General features: G+C 70.6%; 23 protein-coding genes and 3 tRNA genes. 21 read left to right on the plus strand and 5 right to left on the minus strand.

The window, feature by feature from the left end; genetic code table 11:
* Positions 1-216: 216 nt before the first annotated feature.
* Positions 217-1,014: a GntR family transcriptional regulator gene (locus AC0B9F_RS21345; protein WP_472004898.1), complete on the plus strand. Its 798-nt coding sequence runs from the start codon at positions 217-219 to the stop codon at positions 1,012-1,014.
* Entirely contained in the window at positions 1,011-1,769 is a 759-nt protein-coding gene (locus AC0B9F_RS21350; RefSeq protein WP_472004900.1) for a glycosyltransferase, read from the plus strand. The genes AC0B9F_RS21345 and AC0B9F_RS21350 overlap by 4 nt, the downstream gene beginning before the upstream one ends.
* A 677-nt stretch (positions 1,770-2,446) precedes the next feature.
* Here AC0B9F_RS21350 and AC0B9F_RS21355 read toward each other — a convergent pair.
* Positions 2,447-2,716 carry a hypothetical protein gene (locus AC0B9F_RS21355; RefSeq protein WP_472004902.1) on the minus strand — a complete coding sequence of 90 codons (270 nt, stop codon included), beginning with the start codon at positions 2,714-2,716 and terminating at the stop codon, positions 2,447-2,449.
* A 95-nt stretch (positions 2,717-2,811) separates the two neighbouring features.
* Between AC0B9F_RS21355 and AC0B9F_RS21360 the strand changes: the two genes are divergently transcribed.
* Positions 2,812-3,027 (plus strand): hypothetical protein, encoded by a 216-nt coding sequence (locus AC0B9F_RS21360; protein ID WP_472004904.1) that lies wholly within the window; start codon positions 2,812-2,814, stop codon positions 3,025-3,027.
* 18 nt (positions 3,028-3,045) lie between these two features.
* Here AC0B9F_RS21360 and AC0B9F_RS21365 read toward each other — a convergent pair whose 3' ends face one another.
* Both AC0B9F_RS21365 and AC0B9F_RS21370 read right to left on the minus strand, forming a co-directional pair.
* Positions 3,046-3,702 carry an SDR family oxidoreductase gene (locus AC0B9F_RS21365; protein WP_472004906.1) on the minus strand — a complete coding sequence of 219 codons (657 nt, stop codon included), beginning with the start codon at positions 3,700-3,702 and terminating at the stop codon, positions 3,046-3,048.
* A 120-nt stretch (positions 3,703-3,822) separates the two neighbouring features.
* The gene (locus AC0B9F_RS21370; RefSeq protein ID WP_472004908.1) at positions 3,823-5,067 is read right to left on the minus strand and encodes an amidohydrolase family protein; all 1,245 of its coding nucleotides are present in this window, start codon (positions 5,065-5,067) and stop codon (positions 3,823-3,825) included.
* 211 nt (positions 5,068-5,278) lie between these two features.
* Here AC0B9F_RS21370 and AC0B9F_RS21375 point away from each other — a divergent pair.
* The 9 genes from AC0B9F_RS21375 to AC0B9F_RS21415 all read left to right on the plus strand — a co-directional run bounded on the left by AC0B9F_RS21375 (position 5,279) and on the right by AC0B9F_RS21415 (position 12,176).
* A tRNA-Thr gene (locus AC0B9F_RS21375) sits at positions 5,279-5,351 on the plus strand.
* A 46-nt stretch (positions 5,352-5,397) separates the two neighbouring features.
* Positions 5,398-5,470, plus strand: a tRNA-Met gene (locus tag AC0B9F_RS21380).
* Between the two features lie 91 nt (positions 5,471-5,561).
* Positions 5,562-5,726 (plus strand): 50S ribosomal protein L33, encoded by a 165-nt coding sequence (rpmG, locus tag AC0B9F_RS21385; RefSeq protein WP_003948671.1) that lies wholly within the window; start codon positions 5,562-5,564, stop codon positions 5,724-5,726.
* Positions 5,727-5,846: 120 nt separating this feature from the next.
* Positions 5,847-6,299, plus strand: a complete 453-nt coding sequence (locus AC0B9F_RS21390) for an FAS1-like dehydratase domain-containing protein (RefSeq protein ID WP_472004910.1) — start codon at positions 5,847-5,849, stop codon at positions 6,297-6,299.
* An 8-nt stretch (positions 6,300-6,307) separates the two neighbouring features.
* Positions 6,308-6,736 (plus strand): MaoC family dehydratase, encoded by a 429-nt coding sequence (locus AC0B9F_RS21395; protein ID WP_472005321.1) that lies wholly within the window; start codon positions 6,308-6,310, stop codon positions 6,734-6,736.
* A 114-nt stretch (positions 6,737-6,850) separates the two neighbouring features.
* On the plus strand, positions 6,851-7,408 hold the full coding sequence (locus tag AC0B9F_RS21400) for a TetR/AcrR family transcriptional regulator (RefSeq protein ID WP_472004912.1): 558 nt from the start codon (positions 6,851-6,853) through the stop codon (positions 7,406-7,408).
* An 85-nt stretch (positions 7,409-7,493) separates the two neighbouring features.
* A complete protein-coding gene (locus tag AC0B9F_RS21405; RefSeq protein ID WP_472004914.1) occupies positions 7,494-8,924 on the plus strand; it encodes a DHA2 family efflux MFS transporter permease subunit in 1,431 nt (476 codons plus the stop codon).
* A 1,367-nt stretch (positions 8,925-10,291) separates the two neighbouring features.
* Positions 10,292-11,347, plus strand: coding sequence for a UDP-N-acetylmuramate dehydrogenase (locus AC0B9F_RS21410; RefSeq protein ID WP_472004916.1), 1,056 nt, complete (start codon positions 10,292-10,294; stop codon positions 11,345-11,347).
* A 52-nt stretch (positions 11,348-11,399) separates the two neighbouring features.
* Entirely contained in the window at positions 11,400-12,176 is a 777-nt protein-coding gene (locus AC0B9F_RS21415; RefSeq protein WP_472004918.1) for a DsbA family protein, read from the plus strand.
* A gap of 50 nt (positions 12,177-12,226) precedes the next feature.
* Here AC0B9F_RS21415 and AC0B9F_RS21420 read toward each other — a convergent pair whose 3' ends face one another.
* Both AC0B9F_RS21420 and AC0B9F_RS21425 read right to left on the minus strand, forming a co-directional pair.
* Positions 12,227-13,258 carry an adenosine deaminase gene (locus AC0B9F_RS21420; RefSeq protein ID WP_472004922.1) on the minus strand — a complete coding sequence of 344 codons (1,032 nt, stop codon included), beginning with the start codon at positions 13,256-13,258 and terminating at the stop codon, positions 12,227-12,229.
* A gap of 128 nt (positions 13,259-13,386) precedes the next feature.
* The gene (locus AC0B9F_RS21425) at positions 13,387-14,613 is read right to left on the minus strand and encodes a pyridoxal phosphate-dependent aminotransferase (protein ID WP_472004924.1); all 1,227 of its coding nucleotides are present in this window, start codon (positions 14,611-14,613) and stop codon (positions 13,387-13,389) included.
* A gap of 265 nt (positions 14,614-14,878) precedes the next feature.
* On the opposite strand from AC0B9F_RS21425, the gene AC0B9F_RS21430 reads away from it, so the two are divergent.
* The 9 genes from AC0B9F_RS21430 to rplL all read left to right on the plus strand — a co-directional run bounded on the left by AC0B9F_RS21430 (position 14,879) and on the right by rplL (position 21,047).
* A tRNA-Trp gene (locus tag AC0B9F_RS21430) sits at positions 14,879-14,951 on the plus strand.
* A gap of 108 nt (positions 14,952-15,059) precedes the next feature.
* Positions 15,060-15,347 (plus strand): preprotein translocase subunit SecE, encoded by a 288-nt coding sequence (gene secE / locus AC0B9F_RS21435; protein WP_472004926.1) that lies wholly within the window; start codon positions 15,060-15,062, stop codon positions 15,345-15,347.
* Positions 15,348-15,428: 81 nt separating this feature from the next.
* Positions 15,429-16,361, plus strand: coding sequence for a transcription termination/antitermination protein NusG (gene nusG / locus AC0B9F_RS21440; RefSeq protein WP_472004928.1), 933 nt, complete (start codon positions 15,429-15,431; stop codon positions 16,359-16,361).
* A gap of 178 nt (positions 16,362-16,539) precedes the next feature.
* Positions 16,540-16,974 (plus strand): 50S ribosomal protein L11, encoded by a 435-nt coding sequence (gene rplK / locus AC0B9F_RS21445; RefSeq protein WP_006130605.1) that lies wholly within the window; start codon positions 16,540-16,542, stop codon positions 16,972-16,974.
* 74 nt (positions 16,975-17,048) lie between these two features.
* A complete protein-coding gene (gene rplA / locus AC0B9F_RS21450) occupies positions 17,049-17,774 on the plus strand; it encodes a 50S ribosomal protein L1 (RefSeq protein WP_472004932.1) in 726 nt (241 codons plus the stop codon).
* 180 nt (positions 17,775-17,954) lie between these two features.
* Positions 17,955-18,800 (plus strand): SCO4651 family lipoprotein, encoded by an 846-nt coding sequence (locus tag AC0B9F_RS21455; protein ID WP_472004934.1) that lies wholly within the window; start codon positions 17,955-17,957, stop codon positions 18,798-18,800.
* An 83-nt stretch (positions 18,801-18,883) separates the two neighbouring features.
* Entirely contained in the window at positions 18,884-19,723 is an 840-nt protein-coding gene (locus tag AC0B9F_RS21460) for an SCO4651 family lipoprotein (RefSeq protein ID WP_472004936.1), read from the plus strand.
* Between the two features lie 288 nt (positions 19,724-20,011).
* Complete coding sequence (rplJ, locus tag AC0B9F_RS21465; protein ID WP_472004938.1) at positions 20,012-20,542, plus strand: 50S ribosomal protein L10; 531 nt, start codon at positions 20,012-20,014, stop codon at positions 20,540-20,542.
* Between the two features lie 118 nt (positions 20,543-20,660).
* A complete protein-coding gene (gene rplL / locus AC0B9F_RS21470; protein ID WP_472004940.1) occupies positions 20,661-21,047 on the plus strand; it encodes a 50S ribosomal protein L7/L12 in 387 nt (128 codons plus the stop codon).
* Positions 21,048-21,232: the final 185 nt, after the last annotated feature.

Below are 21,232 nucleotides of genomic sequence, written 5' to 3' on the forward strand. Positions count from 1 at the left end.
GCAGTTCTCAAACCAACGACCGCTTCCTTCGTACTCACCCCTGCGGGCTTTCCTCCGGGCGACAGCAAACCAGTTTGGACGAACCGTCTTGCGTTGGATCGACCATGAAGACAGTGGCACAGGGATCGCGACGGCGTCAACAACCAACGCAACATGGATTACTCCAACTTGGGTTGGTTGTTGCCTGCGGGGTTGATCGGGTGAGAGAGTGCAGCCATGGCAAACACGTCGAAGTACCTGGAGCTGGCGGATGCGCTAGCCGCGGCAATTCGGAGGGGGGAGCACGCGCCTGGTGACCGATTTCCCACCGTGAACGAGCTGGCCAGAGCGCACAGCGTGGCTCCCAACACCGCCAGCCGGGCGGTGCAGGTGCTCAAGGAACAGGGGCTTCTCTCGGGTAAGGCCGGCGGCACCACACGAGTGCGGGTGCAACCGGTCCACCAGGTCCGGTCTAACTCTCGGTACCAGACGGAGAAGGACCTTGTCCTTCGGCCGGAGGAGGAACGGGCGAGCACCGGCGTCGCAGAACTCGATTCCGGCGTGCCGCTGTCGACCGTGCATGAGAACCAGGTCCAGTTGGACGTGATCCAGGCCCCGCCCGACGTAGCCGAGATCCTGGACTTGGAGGCGGGCGCCCTGGTCCTACGCCGCACCAATACCCGTCGCCACAAGCAGGGGGCAGGCGTAGGCAGGTCCATCTCTTACATGCCGCACGACCTCGCCAGCAAGAACCCGGAACTGTTCGACCCGCAGCGAGAGCCTTGGCCCGGCGGCGCGCTTCACCAGCTCCACACCGTCGGCGTCGAGGTGGACCGCATCGAAGACTGGGTGACTGCCTCGGTGCCGACCGAAGCCGAGATGGAAGAACAGGACATCCCCCCGGGCGTCCCCGTACTCCGCGTGAGGAAGGTTTCGTACTCCACGACGGGTCAGGCTGTAGAGGTGACTGACATCCCGCTGCCGGCCGATCGCGTGGAACTCCGCTACATCACACCCCTGAGGAGGTGGTCATGACTCGAATCATCAGCGTGGTAACGGCCGTCTATGACGGAGGGGAGGAGTACCTGCACGAGGCGTACGAATCCCTCCGCGACGAGCGTGATCGTCTTCCTGACGGGTGGGATGTCCAGTGGCTCGTCCAGGAAGACGGGACCACGGGCAAGCCGCTCAACGTCATTCCGAGCGAGTCTTGGATCTCGACCGGAACGGGGACCAAGGGCGGTGCCGGGGCGACCCGCACACTGGCCCTGTCCCGAGCAACCGGCGAGCTGGTGCGCACGCTCGATGCGGACGACGTGATTGCGCCCGGAGGTCTGGCCCGGGATATCGCCGCGATGGAAGAGCATCCGGAGATGGGGTGGTGCGTCTCGGCAGGGCTCGACCTGCTGCCTGACGGATCCATGGTTGCTGGTCCTTATGACCCCCCAGAGGGGCCTCTCACCTACGAGGCGCTGCTGACCGCCTTCGATGAGGACCGCTTTCCCGTTATGGGGCAACAGCTCACGGCCCGCACACCGCTGCTGCTGGCAGTAGGGGCGTGGCCGGGGCTGCCGGCGTGGGAGACGGTCGCCACCGTTCTTCTCTGTGCTGCCGTGTCGGACGGGTGGATGATCGAAACCCCGGGCGGCTTTTACCGGAAGCACGCCGCCCAAACGACCGCGCAGCCGGCGTATGTCGGCATCACCGACGCGGATGAGCTTCGAGTCGTCGTCAAGGCGCAGGCGGAAGCCCTTCACGCCACCGGCTGGCGATGGCCTTCGGGAAGGTGATTTCCCCCAGGTGTCCCCCGGATGATGTGGCGGACGTGGAAACCGCAGGTCACTGATGGTGGGCGCGGCCCGCTGTAAATCTGCCGGCTCAGCCTTCCCAGGTTCGAATCCTGGCGCCGCCACACGGAACAAGGGGCCCGTGATCTGCGAGAGCAGATCACGGGCCCCTTGTCGTGTTCTCCGCCGGGTGGGACGCAGGGCCCAGGAAGGCGCATCTGCGGCAGGGCCGGGGGACCGAGCAGGAGAGCGCATACGGGACGTTGTGCAGCTCCGCTGGCGGTCGTGCGGCACCGGTCGGCGGTCCGGCCGCCCATTGCTCACGCGCGCGTGCACGCGGCCCGCCGCCGGCCAGACCTGGACCCCGATCCCGGTCCGCGCGTGGAGCAGCGCGTTGGTCACCAGCTCGCCGACCAGCAGCTCCGCGGTGGCCACCAGATCCGGTGCGGGATCCGGTGCGAGGCCCTCCAGCGCCGATCGGGCGAATCTCCGGGCCGACGCCACGTTCTCCGGTGCCGGGCCAGCCGCAGCGATGGTGCGTCGGGAGGAGGGGGCTTCCCATGCCAGCGGGGTGCCCCGGAAGCTTCCGGCCGACCAATGCCGTCGCGCGGGGCGACCACTCCGGGAGGTCACCGACCTCTGGCGGGTCACTGGGGGCCGCTGACCTCTCCGCCGCCCTTCTAGGGCGCTTCCGTCGACGCCTTCTTCACCTCCGCCTCGACCTCGTTGCGCATCCGGCCCTCGTCCTTGGCGAACTCGGACACCGATGCCTGAACGTCGCGCGCGAGGTCCCGCCAGGCGCGCCAGGCCGTCTCGTACGTCGAGGACTGCTCCTGCGTCCACGGGGCGGCCGTGGGCGGGCCGTAGGCCTCGCGCAGCTCGAGTACGCGCGTGTGCGCGTCATTGGCCGCGCGCTGTTTCTCTACGAGCTCGTCGAAGGTGTGTGCCACGTACGAAGGCTAAGGAGATGGCGGAGGTTTTGCGCGCCGAGCCGGGGCGCGCCGCGCGGAAGGCCGTTGTCAGTGGCCGCGGGCACACTGGTCGCATGTCCAGCCGTCGCAGACACTGCCCCGAGTGCCGTCGCGAGATCGCCGTCGTGGCGGGACGCTACGCCCGGCACGACCCGCCGCCCGGTACACGGGAGAGCGGCGCGCTCGTCTCGTGCCCGGGCTCGCGCAGACCGGCGCAACTGGACGCGGCGCAGCCGTCCTTGGACGGGTACGCCGTCCCGGTGTTCCCGGGGCAGCTGCCGTTGTTCTGACCGGAGGCCGGCCGTGCGTCAGTTGCCGGCCACCGACTTCACCGCCACCGGCACCGGGGTCGACCCGCTCACCAGTTCCAGCGTCAGGCCCGCCGTCGCCGGGGTGTCCACGAGTTCGGCCAGTACGGCGGCCACGTCGTCGCGGGGGACCAGGCCGCGGCCGGTGTGCGCCTCGAGACGGACCTGGCCGGTGCCGGCGTCGTTCGTCAGCGAACCGGGGCGCAGGATCGTCCAGTCGAGGGCGTCCAGGCCGCGCACGTGGTCGTCCGCCTCGCCCTTGGCGCGCAGGTAGACGTCGAACACGTCGTCGCCCTGGTGGCGGGCGTCCGCGCCCATCGACGACACGACCACGAACCGGCGTACGCCCGCCCGGACCGCAGCGTCCGCGAAGAGCACCGCCGCGCCCTTGTCGACGGTCTCCTTGCGGCCGACTCCGCTGCCCGGCCCGGCGCCCGCGGCGAACACCGCCGCGTCCGCGCCCCGCAAGGCGGCCGCGACCTGCTCCACGGACGCCGACTCCAGGTCCAGCAGGACCGGTTCGGCGCCGACCGCCCGCAGGTCCTCGCCCTGTTCGGCCTTGCGGATCAGCCCCGCGGCCTCGTACCCGCGCGCCGCGAACAGCCGCTCCAGCCGCAGCGCGATCTGACCATGACCCCCAGCGATGACAATGCGCATGTCTTCGACCGTACGCCTGGTGGCTCACGGGTGCCCGTGACACCGGGCGCCCGCCGGACCGCGTCCGGCGTGGCGCGCGTCAGGACAGGTCCCACTGGACCGCGTCCGGCGGGACGCACGTCAGGACAGGTCCGTGCGGCCCTGGCGGGGCAGACCCAGGTCCGCCGGCGCCGCGGAGTCGCAGAACTCCCTGACCGCGCTGGTGCGGGCCACCACCCGGCCCCGGTGGATCACGATGCGGCTGTAGGCCAGGGACAGCACCGCGGCCAGCCGGTCTCCGCGTACGGCCAGGAGTTCGGCCGGGAAGCCCGCCTCCACGCGTACCTCCGGCAGGCCGAGCATCGCGCGGGCGGAGGCGCTGACGGCGTCGTAGGCCTCCTCGGGGCGCAGGCCGTGGCGGGAGGCCAGCAGGTAGGCGGCCTCCAGGGGGTCGCCGCGGCCCACCGGGTTGGAGACGTCCCGCAGGGCGCCGCTGCCGGCCGCCACCCGGACGCCGGCGGCGCGCAGGAGGCGTACGGGCGCCGTCTCGCGCCCCTGCGCGCCTCCGCAGCCGCCCTGAGGCAGGCAGACGACGGCGACGCCGGCCGCGGCGAGCTGGTCGGCGGTACGGGCGGCCGCCTCGGTGGGCAGCCGGTTCAGGCCGCCGCACGGGCCGAGCGTGACGCCGGGGCGCAGGCCGCCCGCCATGGCCGCGAGCCGCGCCAGGCGGGCCGGGTCGGCGGCGTCGGTGTGCAGGTCGACCGGGCAGCCGTGCTCGGAGGCGACCTCGAGGACGGCCTCCACGTAGCCCGTGGGGTCCGGGTCGAGGTCGGGGCAGCCGCCGACGACCGAGGCGCCCATCTTCATCGCGTCGCGGAGCATCGACAGGCCGTCCGCCCCGGCCCGGCCCGTCAGCACGCGCGGTACGGCCACGGTGGTCAGTTCGGTGAGCCCGCGCAGCGCCCGCCGCGCCTGCAGGACCGCGCCCAGCGCGCCGAGGCCCGGTACGTCGCCCACGCGCACGTGTGCGCGCAGCGCCGTCGCCCCGTGGCCCAGCTGGAGGAGTGCGGCCTCGGTGGCGCGCCGCTGGACGTCCTCGGGGTCGGGCGAGGCCGGGCCGTCGCCGTCGGCCGACATCGCGGTGTCGGCGTGGATGTGCGGCTCGGCCGGGGCCGGCAGCAGCAGGTAGCCGCGCAGGTCCACGCGCGTGCCCCGGCACCGGGTCTCCGCCGTGAGGCTCCCCGCGGTGCCGACCGCCTCGATACGGCCGCCGCCCAGCCGTACGTCGACCTGCCGGCCGTCGGTGAGCCGTGCCCCGCACAGCAGCAGGCCGGGGTCGGCAGGTCCCGAGGACGGGGTCGACTGCGTCGGCTGGCTGTCGGGCATCGCGCTCCAGGGGCTCGTCGGACCGCGCGCGGCGGCGCAAGATCACAGAGAGTGAGTCGAGCCTAGGGTGGCGGCCCGCGCACGTCAGGGAGGAGCGCAATAGTCGTACCGGTGTGGTCCGGTCGCCGACGGGGCCGGTGGGGCCCGTGAGAGGGCCCGGCGAATCGGATTTGGGCGAACGGCGGGCGACCGTGTAATGTCTTCCTCGCTCGCCCCAATAGCTCAGTCGGCAGAGCGTCTCCATGGTAAGGAGAAGGTCAACGGTTCGATTCCGTTTTGGGGCTCTGGTGAGAGAGACTCCCGTCGCGAGGCGGGAATCGATCACACCGCAGCGGTGTAGCTCAGTCGGTAGAGCAAGCGGCTCATAATCGCTGTGTCACCGGTTCAAGTCCGGTCACCGCTACTTCAAGTAGCCGATTGGTGGGTCGGTCCGTCGATCGGCTACTCTTCATGTGCATTAATTTCTAGTCAACCGTTCGTCAAGGAGCACTCACGTGGCTGCCACCGACGTCCGCCCGAAGATCACGCTGGCCTGCGTGGAGTGCAAGGAGCGGAACTACATCACCAAGAAGAACCGGCGTAACAACCCGGATCGTCTTGAGATGAAGAAGCACTGCCCGCGTTGCAATGCGCACACCGCGCATCGCGAAACGCGATAAATCAGGCTCGTACGCGAGGCCGTCCCCGAGACTTTGGGGGGCGGCCTCGCGTCGTTTCGTCACTGCGGCGAACGTTCGTTGTTCACACCAGGAGTGATTCACACCAGGAGGTGCCGGGCCATGGCGCTCGACCAGTCCTTCGTGGGGCGGACCTACCCGCCCACCGAGCCCTATGAGGTGGGCCGGGAGAAGATCCGGGAGTTCGCGGAGGCGGTGCGGGACACCAATCCGGCGTACACCGACCCGGAGGCCGCCAAGGCGCTCGGTCACCCGGACGTGATCGCTCCGCCGACCTTCGTGTTCGCGATCTCCTTCCAGGCCGCCCGGCAGGTCATCACCGACCCCCAGCTCGGCCTGGACTACAGCCGGGTGGTGCACGGCGACCAGAAGTTCGCCTACCGGCGCCCGGTGCGGGCCGGTGACCGGCTCACGGTCACCTCGACCATCGAGGCGATCAAGTCGATGGCCGGCAACGACATCCTGGACGTCCGCGGCGAGGTCCACGACGAGGCCGGGGAACACGTCGTGACCGCCTGGACCAAGCTCGTGGCCCGCGCGGCCGAGGAGGTGTGACGAGTCCCATGGCGGCGAAGATCGCTTACGACGACGTCGAGGTCGGCACCGAACTGCCGGCCCAGACCTTCCCCGTGACCCGCGCCACACTCGTGCAGTACGCGGGCGCCTCCGGGGACTTCAACCCGATCCACTGGAACGAGAAGTTCGCCAAGGAGGTGGGCCTGCCGGACGTCATCGCGCACGGCATGTTCACCATGGCGGAGGCGATCCGGGTGGTCACCGACTGGACCGGCGACCCGGGCGCGGTCGTCGAGTACGGCGTCCGCTTCACCAGGCCGGTCGTCGTGCCCAACGACGACGAGGGCGCCACGATCGAGGTCAGCGCCAAGGTCGCCGCCAAGCTCGACGACCAGACCGTGCGGGTCGACCTCACGGCGACCAGCGCCGGCCAGAAGGTCCTCGGCATGTCCCGGGCCGTCGTCCGCCTGGCCTGAGGCCCGCACACCGCACCACGCACGTAAGGGGCGCTCTCCATTGCGGAGCGCCCCTTACGCGCGTCCGCACGTTCCCCCTTGACCAGTTAGTGATTGAGTACTAACTTACAACTCATGGTCAGGATGAGCGCGGAAGAGCGACGGGAGAGCGTCATCCGGGCGGCGACCGCCGAGTTCGCCCGGGGCGGGTACCACGGCACCTCCACCGAGGCGATCGCCAAGCGGGTCGGGGTGTCGCAGCCGTATCTCTTCCGGCTGTTCCCCGGCAAGCGGGCGATCTTTCTCGCGGCGGCCGAGCGCTGTGTCGAGGACACCATCCGGACCTTCGAGGAAGCGTCCGAGGGCCTGCACGGCGAGGAGGCCGTGGAAGCCATGGGCCGGGCCTATCGGCGGGTCACCGCCGAGCGGCCCGAGCGGCTGCAGATGCAGATGCAGATGTACCTCGCGGTCGCCGCCGCCGAGGCCGACGGCGATCACGAGTTCGGTGAGGCCGTACGGCAGGGCTGGATGCGGCTGTGGGACACGGTGCACCTGCCCCTGGGCGCGGACGCCGGCGAGACGACGACCTTCATGGCGTACGGCATGCTCATCAACTGTCTGGTGGCGATGGGTTTCCCCGCCGACCACCGGGTGTGGGCAGGGCTGGCGCCGACCCGCCCGGCAGCGGACTGAGGAAGCGGACCCCAAGAACCCGCCTTCCGTACACCCCAACAACTTAGTGATCAATAACTAACGAAACGAACTCTCTGGGGGAGAGATGTCCCAACCCACCACCCGGACCACCGTCTGGGCCCTGGTCATCACCAGCGTCGCCGGCTTCATGGCGGCCCTCGACAACCTCGTCGTCACCACCGCACTGCCCTCCATCCGCAAGGACCTGGGCGGCGGACTGGGCGACCTCGAATGGACCGTCAGCGCCTACACGCTCACCTTCGCCGTCCTGCTGATGTTCGGCGCGGCCCTCGGCGACCGCTTCGGGCGCCGCCGGCTCTTCCAGGCGGGCATCGCCGTCTTCACCGTCGCCTCCGCGGCCGCGGCCATGGCCCCCGGCATCGACGCGCTGATCGCCGCCCGGGCGGTCCAGGGCGTGGGCGCGGCGGTGATGATGCCGCTCACCCTCACCCTGCTCACCGCCGCCGTGCCCGTCGCCAAGCGCGGCATGGCGTACGGCATCTGGGGCGCGGTGAACGGCCTCGCCGTCGCCTCCGGGCCGCTGATCGGCGGCAGCCTGACCGAGCACATCTCCTGGCACTGGATCTTCTGGCTGAACGTCCCCCTCGGCATCGCCCTGCTGCCCCTCGCCCGGCTCCGCCTCACCGAGTCCTACGGCACCGGCGCGCCGCTCGACCTCACCGGCACGCTGCTCGCCAGCGGCGGCCTCTTCGGAATCGTCTACGGCCTGGTCCGCGGTCCAGCGGACGGCTGGACCAGCACGCTGGTGCTCCTCGGGCTGATCGCGGGCGGCGCGCTCCTGGCCGGCTTCGTCCTGCACGGCACACGCGCGAAGAACCCGATGCTGCCGATGCGGCTGTTCCGCTCGCGGGCGTTCTCGGGGATCAACGCGGCGAGCATGCTGATGTTCCTGGGCATGTTCGGGTCGATCTTCCTGCTCAGCCAGTACATGCAGGGCGTGCTCGGCTACTCGCCCACCGAGGCGGGGCTGCGGATGCTGCCGTGGACCGGCATGCCGATGCTCGTCGCGCCGGTCGCCGGGATCCTGGCCGACCGCATAGGAGGCCGGCCGGTCGTCGCGGTGGGCCTCTTCCTCCAGGCCGCGGGACTCGGCTACCTGGCCTCCGCGTCCACCGCCCACGCGTCGTACGCCTCCCAGCTGCCGGGGCTGATCCTCAGCGGCATCGGGATGGCCCTCTTCTTCGCCCCGGCGTCCCACCTGGTCATGTCCAGCGTCCGGCCAGCCGAGCAGGGGATCGCCTCCGGTGCGAACAACGCGCTGCGGGAGGTCGGGGGTGCGCTCGGCATCGCGGTGATGTCGTCGATCTTCTCGGCGCAGGGGGGCTACGGGTCGGCGCAGGCCTTCGTCGACGGGTTGCGGCCGGCGGTGTTCACGGGAGCGGGGGTCGTTGCACTGGCGGGGGTGGCGACGCTGCTGATCCCCACGAGGCGACACACCACCCCGAACCCGCCGACCCCGACCAAGCCCCGCCCCTTGGCAACGTCAACGCACTGACGTCACCCGGCGGCGCGCCACAGCGGCGGCCGAGGTCGGCCGGCCGGGGGCAGCCCGGCGCTGGCGTGCACCGCCGGGCCCGCCCCACCGGCCGCCGGCGGGCTTACCCGCCGTTACGGATCACCCGGCGTGGGAGCTGGCCGGGGGTGGGTGTGCTCACCGGCGCTGGCATGGCGCCGCTGCGCCCACCCGTGCCGCCCTGGGGGCCCCGACTCGAAGAGCTTGGGGGAGGCACGACTGCTCGCCGCTACGGAGACATGGCGGCCCAGCGCTGCGGCCGCCTGCGGGCTACAGCGGCGTTGCGGCCCGCCCGGCGTGGTGGCTGGCCGGGGGTTGGGGCGCTCACCGGCGCTGGCAGGGTGCCTCCCCCAAGCTCTTCGAGCAGGGGGTACCCCCAGCCCACCCGTGCCGCCCCAGCGGCACGACTGCCCGCAGTTGGGGCGGCCAGGTCACCCGTGGCTACAGCGGCGTTAGGGATCACCCGGCGTCGTGGTTGGCGGGGGATGGGCGCGCAGCCCAGCGCGACGGATTGCCGCTGCGCCCACCCGTGCCGCCCTGGCGGTCCCCTTACTCGAAGAGCTTGGGGAGCCACGACTGCCCGCAGTTATGGCGACGTGGCCTCCCGGTGCTGTGGCCGTCGGCGGCCTGCAGTGGCGTTGCGGTCGGCCCGGCGTCGTCGGGGCTGGCCGGGGGTGGGTGTGCTCACCGGCGCTGGCATGGCGCCGCTGCGCCCACCCGTGCCGCCCCAGCGGCACGACTGCCCGCAGCTACGCCGGACGGCGGCCCGCCAGTTACGCCGGACCGCGGCCCGCAACTGCGCGCGCGTGGCGGCCCGCACGCACGCACGCGGCGGTCCGGACCCGCGGGCGCAAGGGGCGACGGGCCGCAGTCGCCGATGGCGGGCAGGGGACGGGGTGGGGGGTGTCCGCCCGCAGCGGCCGGCACCGGGCAACGGCGCCGTCGTCGGAAGCGGGCGGCCGGACCGAGGACGGACACCCCCCACCCCGGCCCCGACCCACAACGCACCGCAGGCGCGACAGCAACCGGCCACCGGACCGCAACGGGCCGCCGCAGGCATATAAGGGGCGCGGGGAACTGCGCGAGCAACCACCCACCGAACCCGCACAGGCCGCCGCAGGCACCCCACACCCGCACCCCGCCCAACCGCCCGGCCGCCCCCGGCCCAACCGCCCCCAGCCCAGCCGCACCCCGCCCAACCCCCCGCCCAGCCACACCCCGCCCAACCGCCCACCGCCCCCCACCCAACCGCCGCCCACCCCTCGAAGGCACCCGCACCCCGAACGCCCCACCCACCCCACCAACCACCCGCCCCACCCGCCCCCCGCCGGAGGCATAGGCTTGCGCCCGTGCAGGAACGAAAAGACGCCCCCCTCGCCCCCCACACCACCCTCCGGCTCGGCGGCCCCGCCACCCGGCTGCTCACCGCGAGCACCGACGCCGAGGTGATCGACGCCGTGCGCGAGGCCGACGCCACCGGCACCCCCTTGCTGATCATCGGCGGCGGCTCCAACCTGCTCATCGGGGACAAGGGCTTCCCCGGCACCGCCCTGCGCATCGCCACCCGCGGTGTCGAGCTGAACGGCACCACCCTGGAGCTCGCCGCCGGCGAGGTCTGGACCGACGCCGTCGCCCGCACCGTGGAGGCCGGCCTGGCCGGCATCGAGTGCCTGGCCGGCATCCCCGGCTCCGCCGGCGCCACCCCCATCCAGAACGTCGGCGCCTACGGCCAGGACGTCTCCGCCACGATCACCGAAGTGATCGCCTACGACCGCCGCACCCACCGCACGGTCACCCTCACCAACGCCGACTGCGCCTTCTCCTACCGCCACAGCCGCTTCAAGCAGGACCCGGACCGCCACGTCGTCCTCCGCGTCCGCTTCGCCCTGGAGGACGCCGGCGGCCTCTCCGCCCCGATCCGCTACGCGGAGACCGCCCGCGCCCTCGGCGTGGAACCCGGCGACCGCGTCCCCCTCGCGGACGCCCGCGACACGGTCGTGAAGCTGCGCGCCGGGAAGGGCATGGTGCTGGACCCCGACGACCACGACACCTGGTCCGCCGGTTCCTTCTTCACCAACCCCATCCTCACGAACACCGCCTTCGCGGCCTTCCGCGCCCGCGTCCACGACCGCCTCGGCGCCGGCACCGAGCCGCCCGCCTACCCCGCAGGCGACGGCCACACCAAGACCTCCGCGGCCTGGCTGATCGACAAGGCCGGCTTCACCAAGGGCTACGGCAACGGCCCGGCCCGCATCTCCACCAAGCACACCCTCGCCCTGACCAACCGCGGCGAGGCCACCACGGAGGACCTCCTCGCCCTCGCCCGTGAGGTCGTCGCCGGCGTCCGCGAGGCCTTCGGCATCACGCTCGTCAACGAGCCGGTGACGGTGGGCGTCAGCCTGTAGCGGAAGATCACATAGGGTCGTACCCCGCCGGAAGACACGAGGGGAACGACCCATGCGAGGCACCCGCCGAGGCACCCGCCGCACCCATACGGCCGCGACCGCGACCACGACCACGGCACTCGCCGTACTGCTGGCCGCAGCCGCCACAGGATGCGGCGGCGGCACGGACGGCGGCGGCGGCGGCGGCGACGCCAAACCGGCGGGCGGGCAGCACGCGCACGCCACCCCGGCCCAGACCTACGCCACGGACGCCGACCTCCCCGAGTCCCTCGCCCCCGACGGCACCACCGTCCGCGTCGGATCACCGAGCGCGAAGACGGTCGTGCACGTCTATGAGGACATGCGCTGCCCGGTCTGCGAGCAGTTCGAGACCCAGGGCGGCGGCGAGGCCCTGCGCGAGATGGTCCGCTCCGGCCAGGCCAGGGCCGAGTACACCGTCGCGTCCTTCCTGGACGACAAGCTCGGCGGCGAGGGCTCGAAGAAGGCGGCCAACGCACTGCGGGCCGCCCTGGACGCGGGCAGGTTCGTCGAGCTCCACGACGCCCTGTTCGCCCACCAGCCCGACGAGAGCGTCGACGGCTACACCGACGCGTTCCTGCTCCGTACGGCGTCCCAGGTACCGGGCCTGCGCGGCGCCGCGTTCGACGCGGCGGTGAAGGGGATGAAGTACCGCGCCTTCGTCACCGCCTCCGAGAAGGCCTTCGACACGTCCGGCGCGACCGGCACGCCCACGCTGAAGGTGAACGGCAAGATCGTCCCGCAGAACCTGGCCAACGGCATCTTCGACAAGACGTCGTTCCCGATGGTGATCGGCTCCATGAGCCAGTGAGCCAGTGAGCCAGTGAGCCAGTGAGCCAGTGAGCCAGTGAGCCGGCGGGCTCAGCCGTCCAGCCACTCGTCCACCGCGGACAGCAGCTCCCGCTTGACCCCCTCCGGCGCCGCCGACCCCCGCAGCGACTGCCGGGCCAGCTCCGCCAGCTCCTCGTCCGTGAAGCCGTGATGCCGCCGCGCGATCTCGTACTGCGCGGCGAGCCGCGAGCCGAACAGCAGCGGGTCGTCCGCGCCGAGCGCCATCGGCACGCCCGCCTCGAACAGCGTGCGCAGCGGCACGTCCTCGGGCTTCTCGTACACCCCGAGGGCGACATTGGACGCCGGGCACACCTCGCAGGTCACGCCCTGTTCGGCGAGCCGCCGCAGCAGCCACGGGTCCTCGGCGGCCCGCACCCCGTGCCCCAGCCGGTCGGCGTGCAGGTCGTCCAGGCAGTCCCGCACCGAGAAGGAGCCGGTCAGCTCACCGCCGTGCGGCGCGGACAGCAGCCCGCCCTCACGCGCGATGGCGAACGCCCGGTCGAAGTCGCGCGCCAGGCCGCGGCGCTCGTCGTTGGACAGCCCGAAGCCGACGACGCCCCGGTCGGCGTAGCGCACGGCCAGGCGGGCCAGGGTGCGCGCGTCCAGCGGGTGCTTCATACGGTTGGCGGCGACCAGCACCCGCATCCCGAGCCCGGTCTCCCGGCTGGTGGTCTCCACCGCGTCCAGGATGATCTCCAGCGCCGGAATCAGCCCGCCCAGCCGCGGCGCGTACGACGTGGGGTCGACCTGGATCTCCAGCCACCGCGAGCCGTCCTTCAGGTCCTCCTCCGCGGCCTCGCGCACCAGCCGCTGGATGTCCTCCGGCTGCTGGAGGCACGAGCGCGCGGCGTCGTAGAGCCGCTGGAAGCGGAACCAGCCCCGCTCGTCCGTGGCCCGCAGCCGCGGTGACTCCCCGCTGGCCAGCGCGTCGGTCAGCGCGTCCGGCAGCCGGACGCCGTGCTTGTCGGCGAGTTCCAGGAGGGTGCTGGGCCGCATCGAGCCGGTGAAGTGCAGGTGCAGATGGGCCTTGGGCAGTGCAGACAGATCACGTACGCGCTCCATTGGGAGATCCTGCCGCACGCCCCGGCCGTCCCGGTACCGCTTTCCCCTATCGAGGTCTTGCTCGCACGAAGAAACGGGCCGCCTCCCGAAGGAGACGGCCCGCAGCCTGCTCACGTGAGCAGGTCGGATCAGTCCCTGGCCTCCGCCAGCAGCTTCTGGATCCGGCTCACGCCCTCGACGAGGTCCTCGTCACCGAGCGCGTACGACAGCCGCAGGTAGCCCGGCGTGCCGAACGCCTCGCCCGGGACGACCGCGACCTCGGCCTCCTCCAGGATCAGCGCGGCCAGCTCGACCGTGTCCTGCGGGCGCTTGCCGCGGATCTCCTTGCCGAGCAGCTCCTTGACCGACGGGTAGGCGTAGAAGGCGCCCTCGGGCTCCGGGCAGAGCACGCCGTCGATCTCGTTGAGCATCCGCACGATGGTCTTGCGGCGCCGGTCGAAGGCCTCGCGCATCTTCGCCACGGCGTCCAGGTTCCCGGAGACGGCGGCGAGCGCGGCCACCTGGGCGACGTTGGAGACGTTGGAGGTGGCGTGCGACTGCAGGTTGGTCGCGGCCTTCACGACGTCCTTCGGGCCGATGATCCAGCCCACCCGCCAGCCGGTCATGGCGTAGGTCTTGGCGACGCCGTTGACGACGATGCACTTGTCGCGCAGCTCGGGCAGGACCGCGGGCAGCGACACGGCGGAGGCGCCGCCGTAGACCAGGTGCTCGTAGATCTCGTCGGTGAGCACCCACAGGCCGTGCTCGTGGGCCCAGCGGCCGATGGCCTCGGTCTCGTGCTCGGAGTAGACCGCGCCGGTCGGGTTGGACGGCGAGACGAAGAGGACGACCTTCGTCTTCTCGGTGCGGGCGGCCTCCAGCTGCTCGACGGAGACGCGGTAGCCGGTGGTCTCGTCGGCGGTCACGAAGACGGGGACACCGCCGGCCAGCCGGATCGACTCGGGGTAGGTCGTCCAGTACGGGGCGGGCACGATGACCTCGTCGCCCGGGTCGAGGATCGCCGCGAACGCCTCGTAGATCGCCTGCTTGCCACCGTTGGTCACCAGGACCTGGGACGCGTCGATCTCGTAACCGGAGTCGCGCAGCGTCTTCGCGGCGATGGCGGCCTTCAGCTCGGGCAGACCGCCGGCCGGGGTGTAGCGGTGGTACTTGGGGTTCTTGCAGGCCTCGACGGCCGCCTCGACGATGTAGTCAGGAGTCGGGAAGTCGGGCTCACCGGCGCCGAAGCCGATCACCGGGCGTCCGGCGGCCTTCAGGGCCTTGGCCTTGGCGTCCACGGCGAGGGTGGCGGACTCGGAGATCGCGCCGATGCGGGCGGAGACCCGGCGCTCGGTGGGAGGGATTGCAGCGCTCATACCGCCCATGCTTTCAGACCCGAAACCCGCCCGGCACGCCGGTTTCACGGAGTGGGCACTCACCGAACGCCTGACGGAACGGAACGGGGCGGCCGATGCGGATCCGGCCACGAACATCAGAACCAACCACCCCCGCGGCCGCTTTCCGTTCGACTGCGCGCTCCGGACCACGTACACTCTCACCTCGTTGGCCTTCAGCAGCCGCGTCCGCAACCGGTGCACACCAAGCATCCGAGTGGATGCGGTACGTTGGGGGACACATCAAAGGGTCGTAGCTCAATTGGTAGAGCACCGGTCTCCAAAACCGGCGGTTGGGGGTTCAAGTCCCTCCGGCCCTGCTACACACACCTTCGCCAGGATGTGTGCGCATGTACGTACAGCAATGCACCGCCGTGCGGCTCAGACCGGGCGCGGCACGGCCACGACCCGGGATCAGGTGAGGACTAATGGCGGACGCCGTGGGCTCCATCGACACGCCTGACGCCCAGGACGAGGCGCCGGAGAACCGGAAGAAGGCCCGCAAGGGCGGCAAGCGCGCCAAGCAGGGCCCGCTCAAGCGCCTGGCCACCTTCTACCGGCAGATCATCGCCGAGCTGCGCAAGGTCGTCTGGCCCTCACGCAACCAGCTGACGTCGTACACGACTGTGGTGATCTTCTTCGTCGCCATCATGATCGGCCTGGTGACCGTGATTGACTATGGGCTCAACCACGCGGCCAAGTACGTCTTCGGCTGAGCCAGAAGCGAAGGGCGCCGAGGTATCCGGCGCCCCTTTTCGCGTGTTCCACCCCTATGTATCCAGGAAGAAGCAGCCACCGTGTCTGACCAGAACCTGAACGACGCCGTTGAGCCAAGCGAGACTGCGGCAGAGTCGGTGGACGACGAGCTCGACATCGTCGAGGGCGCGGACGAGGACCTGGACGAGGCTGAGGCTGCCGACCTCGACGCGGGCGAGCCCGCCGAGGAAGCCGCCCTCCACGAGGAGGCCGACGCCGGCGAGAGCGCCGAGGACGCCATCGTCGAGACCGACGAGTCCGGTGACACCGATGAGGGCGAGTCCGGCGACACCGATGAGTCCGGCGAGGACGACGCCGTCGAGGCCGTGGCCGAGGAGCCCGAGCCCGAGGACGACCGCGACCCGGTCGACAAGCTCCGCGAGGAACTGCGCACGCTGCCCGGCGAGTGGTACGTCATCCACACCTACGCCGGCTACGAGAAGCGCGTGAAGGCCAACCTGGAGCAGCGCGCCGTCTCGCTCAACGTCGAGGACTTCATCTACCAGGCCGAAGTGCCCGAGGAAGAGATCGTCCAGATCAAGAACGGCGAGCGCAAGACCGTCAAGCAGAACAAGCTGCCCGGTTACGTCCTCGTCCGGATGGACCTGACGAACGAGTCCTGGGGCGTCGTGCGCAACACGCCCGGCGTCACCGGCTTCGTCGGCAACGCCTACGACCCGTACCCGCTCTCGCTCGACGAGATCGTGAAGATGCTCGCCCCCGAGGCGGAGGCAAAGGCCGCCCGTGAGGCCGCCGAGGCCGAGGGCAAGCCGGCGCCGCAGCGCAAGGTCGAGGTCCAGGTGCTGGACTTCGAGGTCGGCGACTCGGTCACCGTCACCGACGGCCCGTTCGCCACGCTGCAGGCCACGATCAACGAGATCAACCCGGACTCCAAGAAGGTCAAGGGTCTGGTGGAGATCTTCGGCCGCGAGACCCCGGTCGAGCTGTCCTTCGACCAGATCCAGAAGAACTAGTTCTTTCTGTTCTTTCTGGACGTACCGCTTCCGTGCAGGTCAGGCGAACGCTCAGCGAGCGCCTGACCTGCACGGTTTTTAGCCGCGCATCTATACCCGTTATCGTTGTGCGGTATGCCTGCGTCCGGGTGGTCCCCGGAAGCGGGCATGGACCCGAAGTGAAAGGACCCGGAGAGCCATGCCTCCCAAGAAGAAGAAGGTCACGGGGCTCATCAAGCTCCAGATCCAGGCCGGTGCCGCCAACCCGGCTCCGCCGGTCGGCCCCGCGCTGGGCCAGCACGGCGTGAACATCATGGAGTTCTGCAAGGCCTACAACGCCGCGACCGAGTCGCAGCGTGGCTGGGTCATCCCGGTGGAGATCACGGTCTACGAGGACCGCTCGTTCACCTTCATCACCAAGACCCCGCCGGCCGCGAAGATGATCCTCAAGGCCGCGGGCGTGGAGAAGGGCTCCGGCGAGCCGCACAAGACCAAGGTCGCGAAGATCACGCGTGACCAGGTCCGTGAGATCGCCACGACCAAGATGCCCGACCTCAACGCCAACGACCTGGACGCCGCCGAGAAGATCATCGCCGGCACCGCCCGTTCCATGGGCGTCACGGTCGAGGGCTGACCCCACCTTCCAGCAGTAGTGGCAGGGCCTGCTCGGCCCGGACCACAACTCCTCAGTACATACAGGAGCATCACGTGAGCAAGCGCAGCAAGGCTCTCAAGGCTGCGGACGCCAAGGTCGACCGGGAGAAGCTGTACGCCCCGCTCGAGGCCGTCCGTCTCGCCAAGGAGACCGCCACGACCAAGTTCGACTCGACCGTCGAGGTCGCCTTCCGTCTGGGCGTCGACCCGCGCAAGGCCGACCAGATGGTCCGTGGCACCGTGAACCTGCCGCACGGCACCGGCAAGACTGCCCGGGTCCTGGTCTTCGCGACCGGTGACCGTGCTGCGGCCGCGGAGGCCGCGGGCGCCGACATCGTCGGCTCCGACGAACTGATCGACGAGGTCGCGAAGGGCCGTCTGGACTTCGACGCCGTCGTCGCCACCCCGGACCTCATGGGCAAGGTCGGCCGCCTCGGCCGCGTGCTCGGTCCGCGTGGTCTGATGCCGAACCCGAAGACCGGCACCGTCACCCCCGACGTGGCCAAGGCCGTCACCGAGATCAAGGGCGGCAAGATCGAGTTCCGTGTCGACAAGCACGCGAACCTGCACTTCATCATCGGCAAGGCGTCCTTCGAGGACGACAAGCTGGTGGAGAACTACGGCGCGGCCCTGGAGGAGATCCTCCGTCTGAAGCCGTCCGCCGCCAAGGGCCGCTACATCAAGAAGGCCGCGGTCAGCACCACCATGGGCCCCGGCATCCCGGTCGACCCGAACCGCACCCGCAACCTCCTCGTCGAGGAGGACCCGGCTGCGGTCTGAGCCTGAGGTTCACCGAAGTCGGTCACGGGCCCCGCACCCTGATTCCAGGGGGCGGGGCCCGTTCCCGTCTCCGCGGGGCCCGTTCCCGTTTCCGGCGGGGCACGTTCGCGAGACCGTTCCGTACCCGAAGTCGTCCGCCGCGGGTTAGCGTGAAGATCGCGGGGGAGTGGAGGGGGGCCCATGAGGAGCATCGGGCGGGGGATCGTGCCGGTCCTGCTGGCGGCCGTACTGAGCACGCTGACGGCCTGCGGCGGCGGTGACGCCCAGCCGCGGCCCACGGCGTCGCCCAGCCGCCCCGACGCGCGCACCGCGGCCGCGCTGCGCGCCGTGGAGCAGGCCACCAGCCGGGCCGGCTCCGCGCGGATCAGCTCCACCACCGTCATGGGCGGCCTGCTGTCCACCCGCAGCGAAGGCATCCTGGACTGGGCCGGCGAGTCCACCGGCACGCTCAGCATCACCTACACCGGCGGCAGCCTGGCCGAGCCGCTGCGGGCGCTCGGCAGCACCACCATGGAGGCGCGCCTGCTGCCCGACGCCTATTACGCGCGCGTGGGCGCCGAGTTCGCCCGCCGCATCGGCGGCCGGCACTGGATCCGCTACGACTACGACGACCTCGCCGGCCTGCCGGGCACCTCCGGCGGCTATCTGCGCGACCAGCTGCGCAACACCGCCCCCGTGCCGCCGGTGAAGCTGCTGCTGGCCTCCGGCGACGCCCGCGCCGTCGGCGAGGAGAACGTCGCGGGCCGCCGCACACGGCACTACTCGGGCACGGTCGACGTCGCCTCCCTCGCCGACGCGTCCCTGAAGAAGCAGCTCACCGACGCCGGCGTGACCAGCGAGCACATCGACCTCTGGGTCGACGACCACGACCTGATCGTCAGAAAGACCGAGAAGGCCGCGATGACGAGCGGCCTGATGACCCAGACGGCCGGCTACGGCGACTACGGCGTCCACGTCGCCGTACAGCGGCCCCCGGCGGCCGACACCGAGGACTTCGCGCAGCTCATGGGCACCGCGGGCCCCTGAGAAACCGGGGTGCCTTACCGGTCTCTTACCGTTACCCTCGCAAGGCTGCCGTGTGGCAGCCGTGTCTCTCGTGGGGGGAAACCATGAAGAAGTCCTCTGCCGTACCCGCCGCCTCTCTCGCCGCGCTGCTGCTCGCCGGAGCCGTCGGCTGTGGAAAGGGCGCCGCGCAGTCCCCGGAGATGTCTCCGGCGGCGGCGGTGGCGGCGGCCGCGAAGAACGCCGACGCGGTCACGTCCTTTCACTACCGCATGAGCGGCACCGTCCCGGGCGAGGGCAAGCTGCGCGGTGACGCGGCGATGAGCCTCAAGCCGCTCGCCATGAGCATGAAGATGAGCGTCGAGGGCGGGGCCGACGCGGGCGAGATGGAGCTCCGGCTCGTGGACAAGGCGCTGTTCGTCAACGGCGGCGAGGAGGCCGCGAAGGACCTGGACGGCAAGAGCTGGATCAAGTTCGACATGTCCAAGAGCTCCAAGGAGCTGGAGGAACTGGGGGCGGCCGGCCAGGCCCAGAAGAACCCGGCGGCGGAGTCCACGTTCCTCACCGGCTCCAAGGACGTGAAGAAGGTCGGCACCGAGACGGTCGACGGGGTCGCCACGACGCACTACGCCGGCACGGCCACCCTGGCGGACCTCCAGGCCTCCCTGCAGGGCCAGGCCGCCCGGAAGAAGCAGCAGGAGAGCCTCAAGGAGTACGAGAAGCTCGGCATCGACAAGTTCGCCATGGACATGTGGATCGACGGTGAGCACCACACCAAGCAGTTCCGCATGCGGGGCGACGCCGACAAGGGACCGCTCGACATGACCGTCACCTTCCTCGACATCAACGAGCCGGTGACGGTGACCGCCCCGCCCGCCAAGGACGTCGCCGATCTGGCGGAGATGATGAAGAAGGCGATGGGGGAGGCCGCGACCGAGCAGAGCTGACCCGTACGGGCGGATTTGCTCAAAGGCGACCCGTTCCCGTAACCTCACTGACGAAGCCAAAGACCGCTGGTCGTTGCCGTGCCCCAACAAGGGGTCGGTGGCCGAAGGATCCGCTGAAAATGCGGGCGACCCGCGCAGGTGACTGTGGAAGAACTCCCGGAGCGCGTGCTCATACGCGTGTGCTGTCGGTCGAGTCCGCCCCGTGCGCCTGCGCCGGGGCGTTTCGTTTTCCCCAGTCCTCCTTCGGGTCCGCGCGGTCCGAATCACCCGGAAGGAGGCCGAGGCTCTATGGCGAGGCCCGACAAGGCTGCCGCGGTTGCCGAGCTGACGGACAAGTTCCGCAACTCCAACGCCGCCGTGCTGACCGAGTACCGCGGTCTCACCGTGGCGCAGCTCAAGACGCTGCGCCGCTCGCTCGGTGAGAACGCCCAGTACGCCGTGGTGAAGAACACGCTGACCAAGATTGCGGCCAACGAGGCCGGGATCACGACGCTGGACGACCAGTTTGCTGGTCCGACGGCCGTCGCCTTCATCACCGGTGACCCGGTGGAGTCGGCGAAGGGTCTCCGTGACTTCGCCAAGGACAACCCGAATCTCGTCATCAAGGGCGGTGTGCTCGAGGGCAAGGCCCTCACCGCCGACGAGATCAAGAAGCTTGCGGACCTCGAGTCCCGCGAGGTTCTGCTCTCCAAGCTGGCCGGTGCCATGAAGGGCAAGCAGTCGCAGGCTGCCGCGCTCTTCCAGGCGCTGCCGTCGAAGCTCGTCCGCACCCTGGACGCGCTGCGCGCCAAGCAGGACGAGCAGGGCGGTGCCGAGTAATTCGGCTCGCTTTCTGACGCTCGCCGCCTGAGCGCGGCGCGTGTCGCCAGCGGGCCAACGTACGCCCGCCACATCCAGTACATCCGGCACCTGCCGATTTAGTGGAAGGACCGCCATCATGGCGAAGCTCAGCCAGGAAGACCTGCTCGCGCAGTTCGAGGAGATGACCCTCATCGAGCTCTCCGAGTTCGTGAAGGCCTTCGAGGAGAAGTTCGACGTCACCGCCGCCGCCCCGGTCGCCGTGGCCGCCGCCGGCGCCCCGGGCGCCCCGGCCGCCGCCGCCGAGGAGGAGAAGGACGAGTTCGACGTCGTCCTCACCGGCGCCGGCGACAAGAAGATCCAGGTCATCAAGGTCGTGCGTGAGCTGACCTCCCTGGGTCTGAAGGAGGCCAAGGACCTCGTGGACGGCGCCCCGAAGCCCGTTCTCGAGAAGGTCGCCAAGGACGCCGCGGAGAAGGCCAAGGAGGCCCTCGAGGGCGCCGGCGCCTCCGTCGAGGTCAAGTAAGACCTTCGCGACCGCGTGAACGGCCCCTCAGGGCCCAGATCGTGAAAACGTCTTCCCTGGGGCTGTAACGCGAACGCACCGAAGGGCGATCATCCATCCGGGTGGTCGCCCTTCGGCGTTCCCCGGGGGACGGCCCGGGCTGCCTTGCACCTGTGTTCGTGAGGGGTAAGGTGATCTTCGCCGTG

It is taken from the genome of Streptomyces sp. NPDC097129 (genome assembly GCF_055668065.1).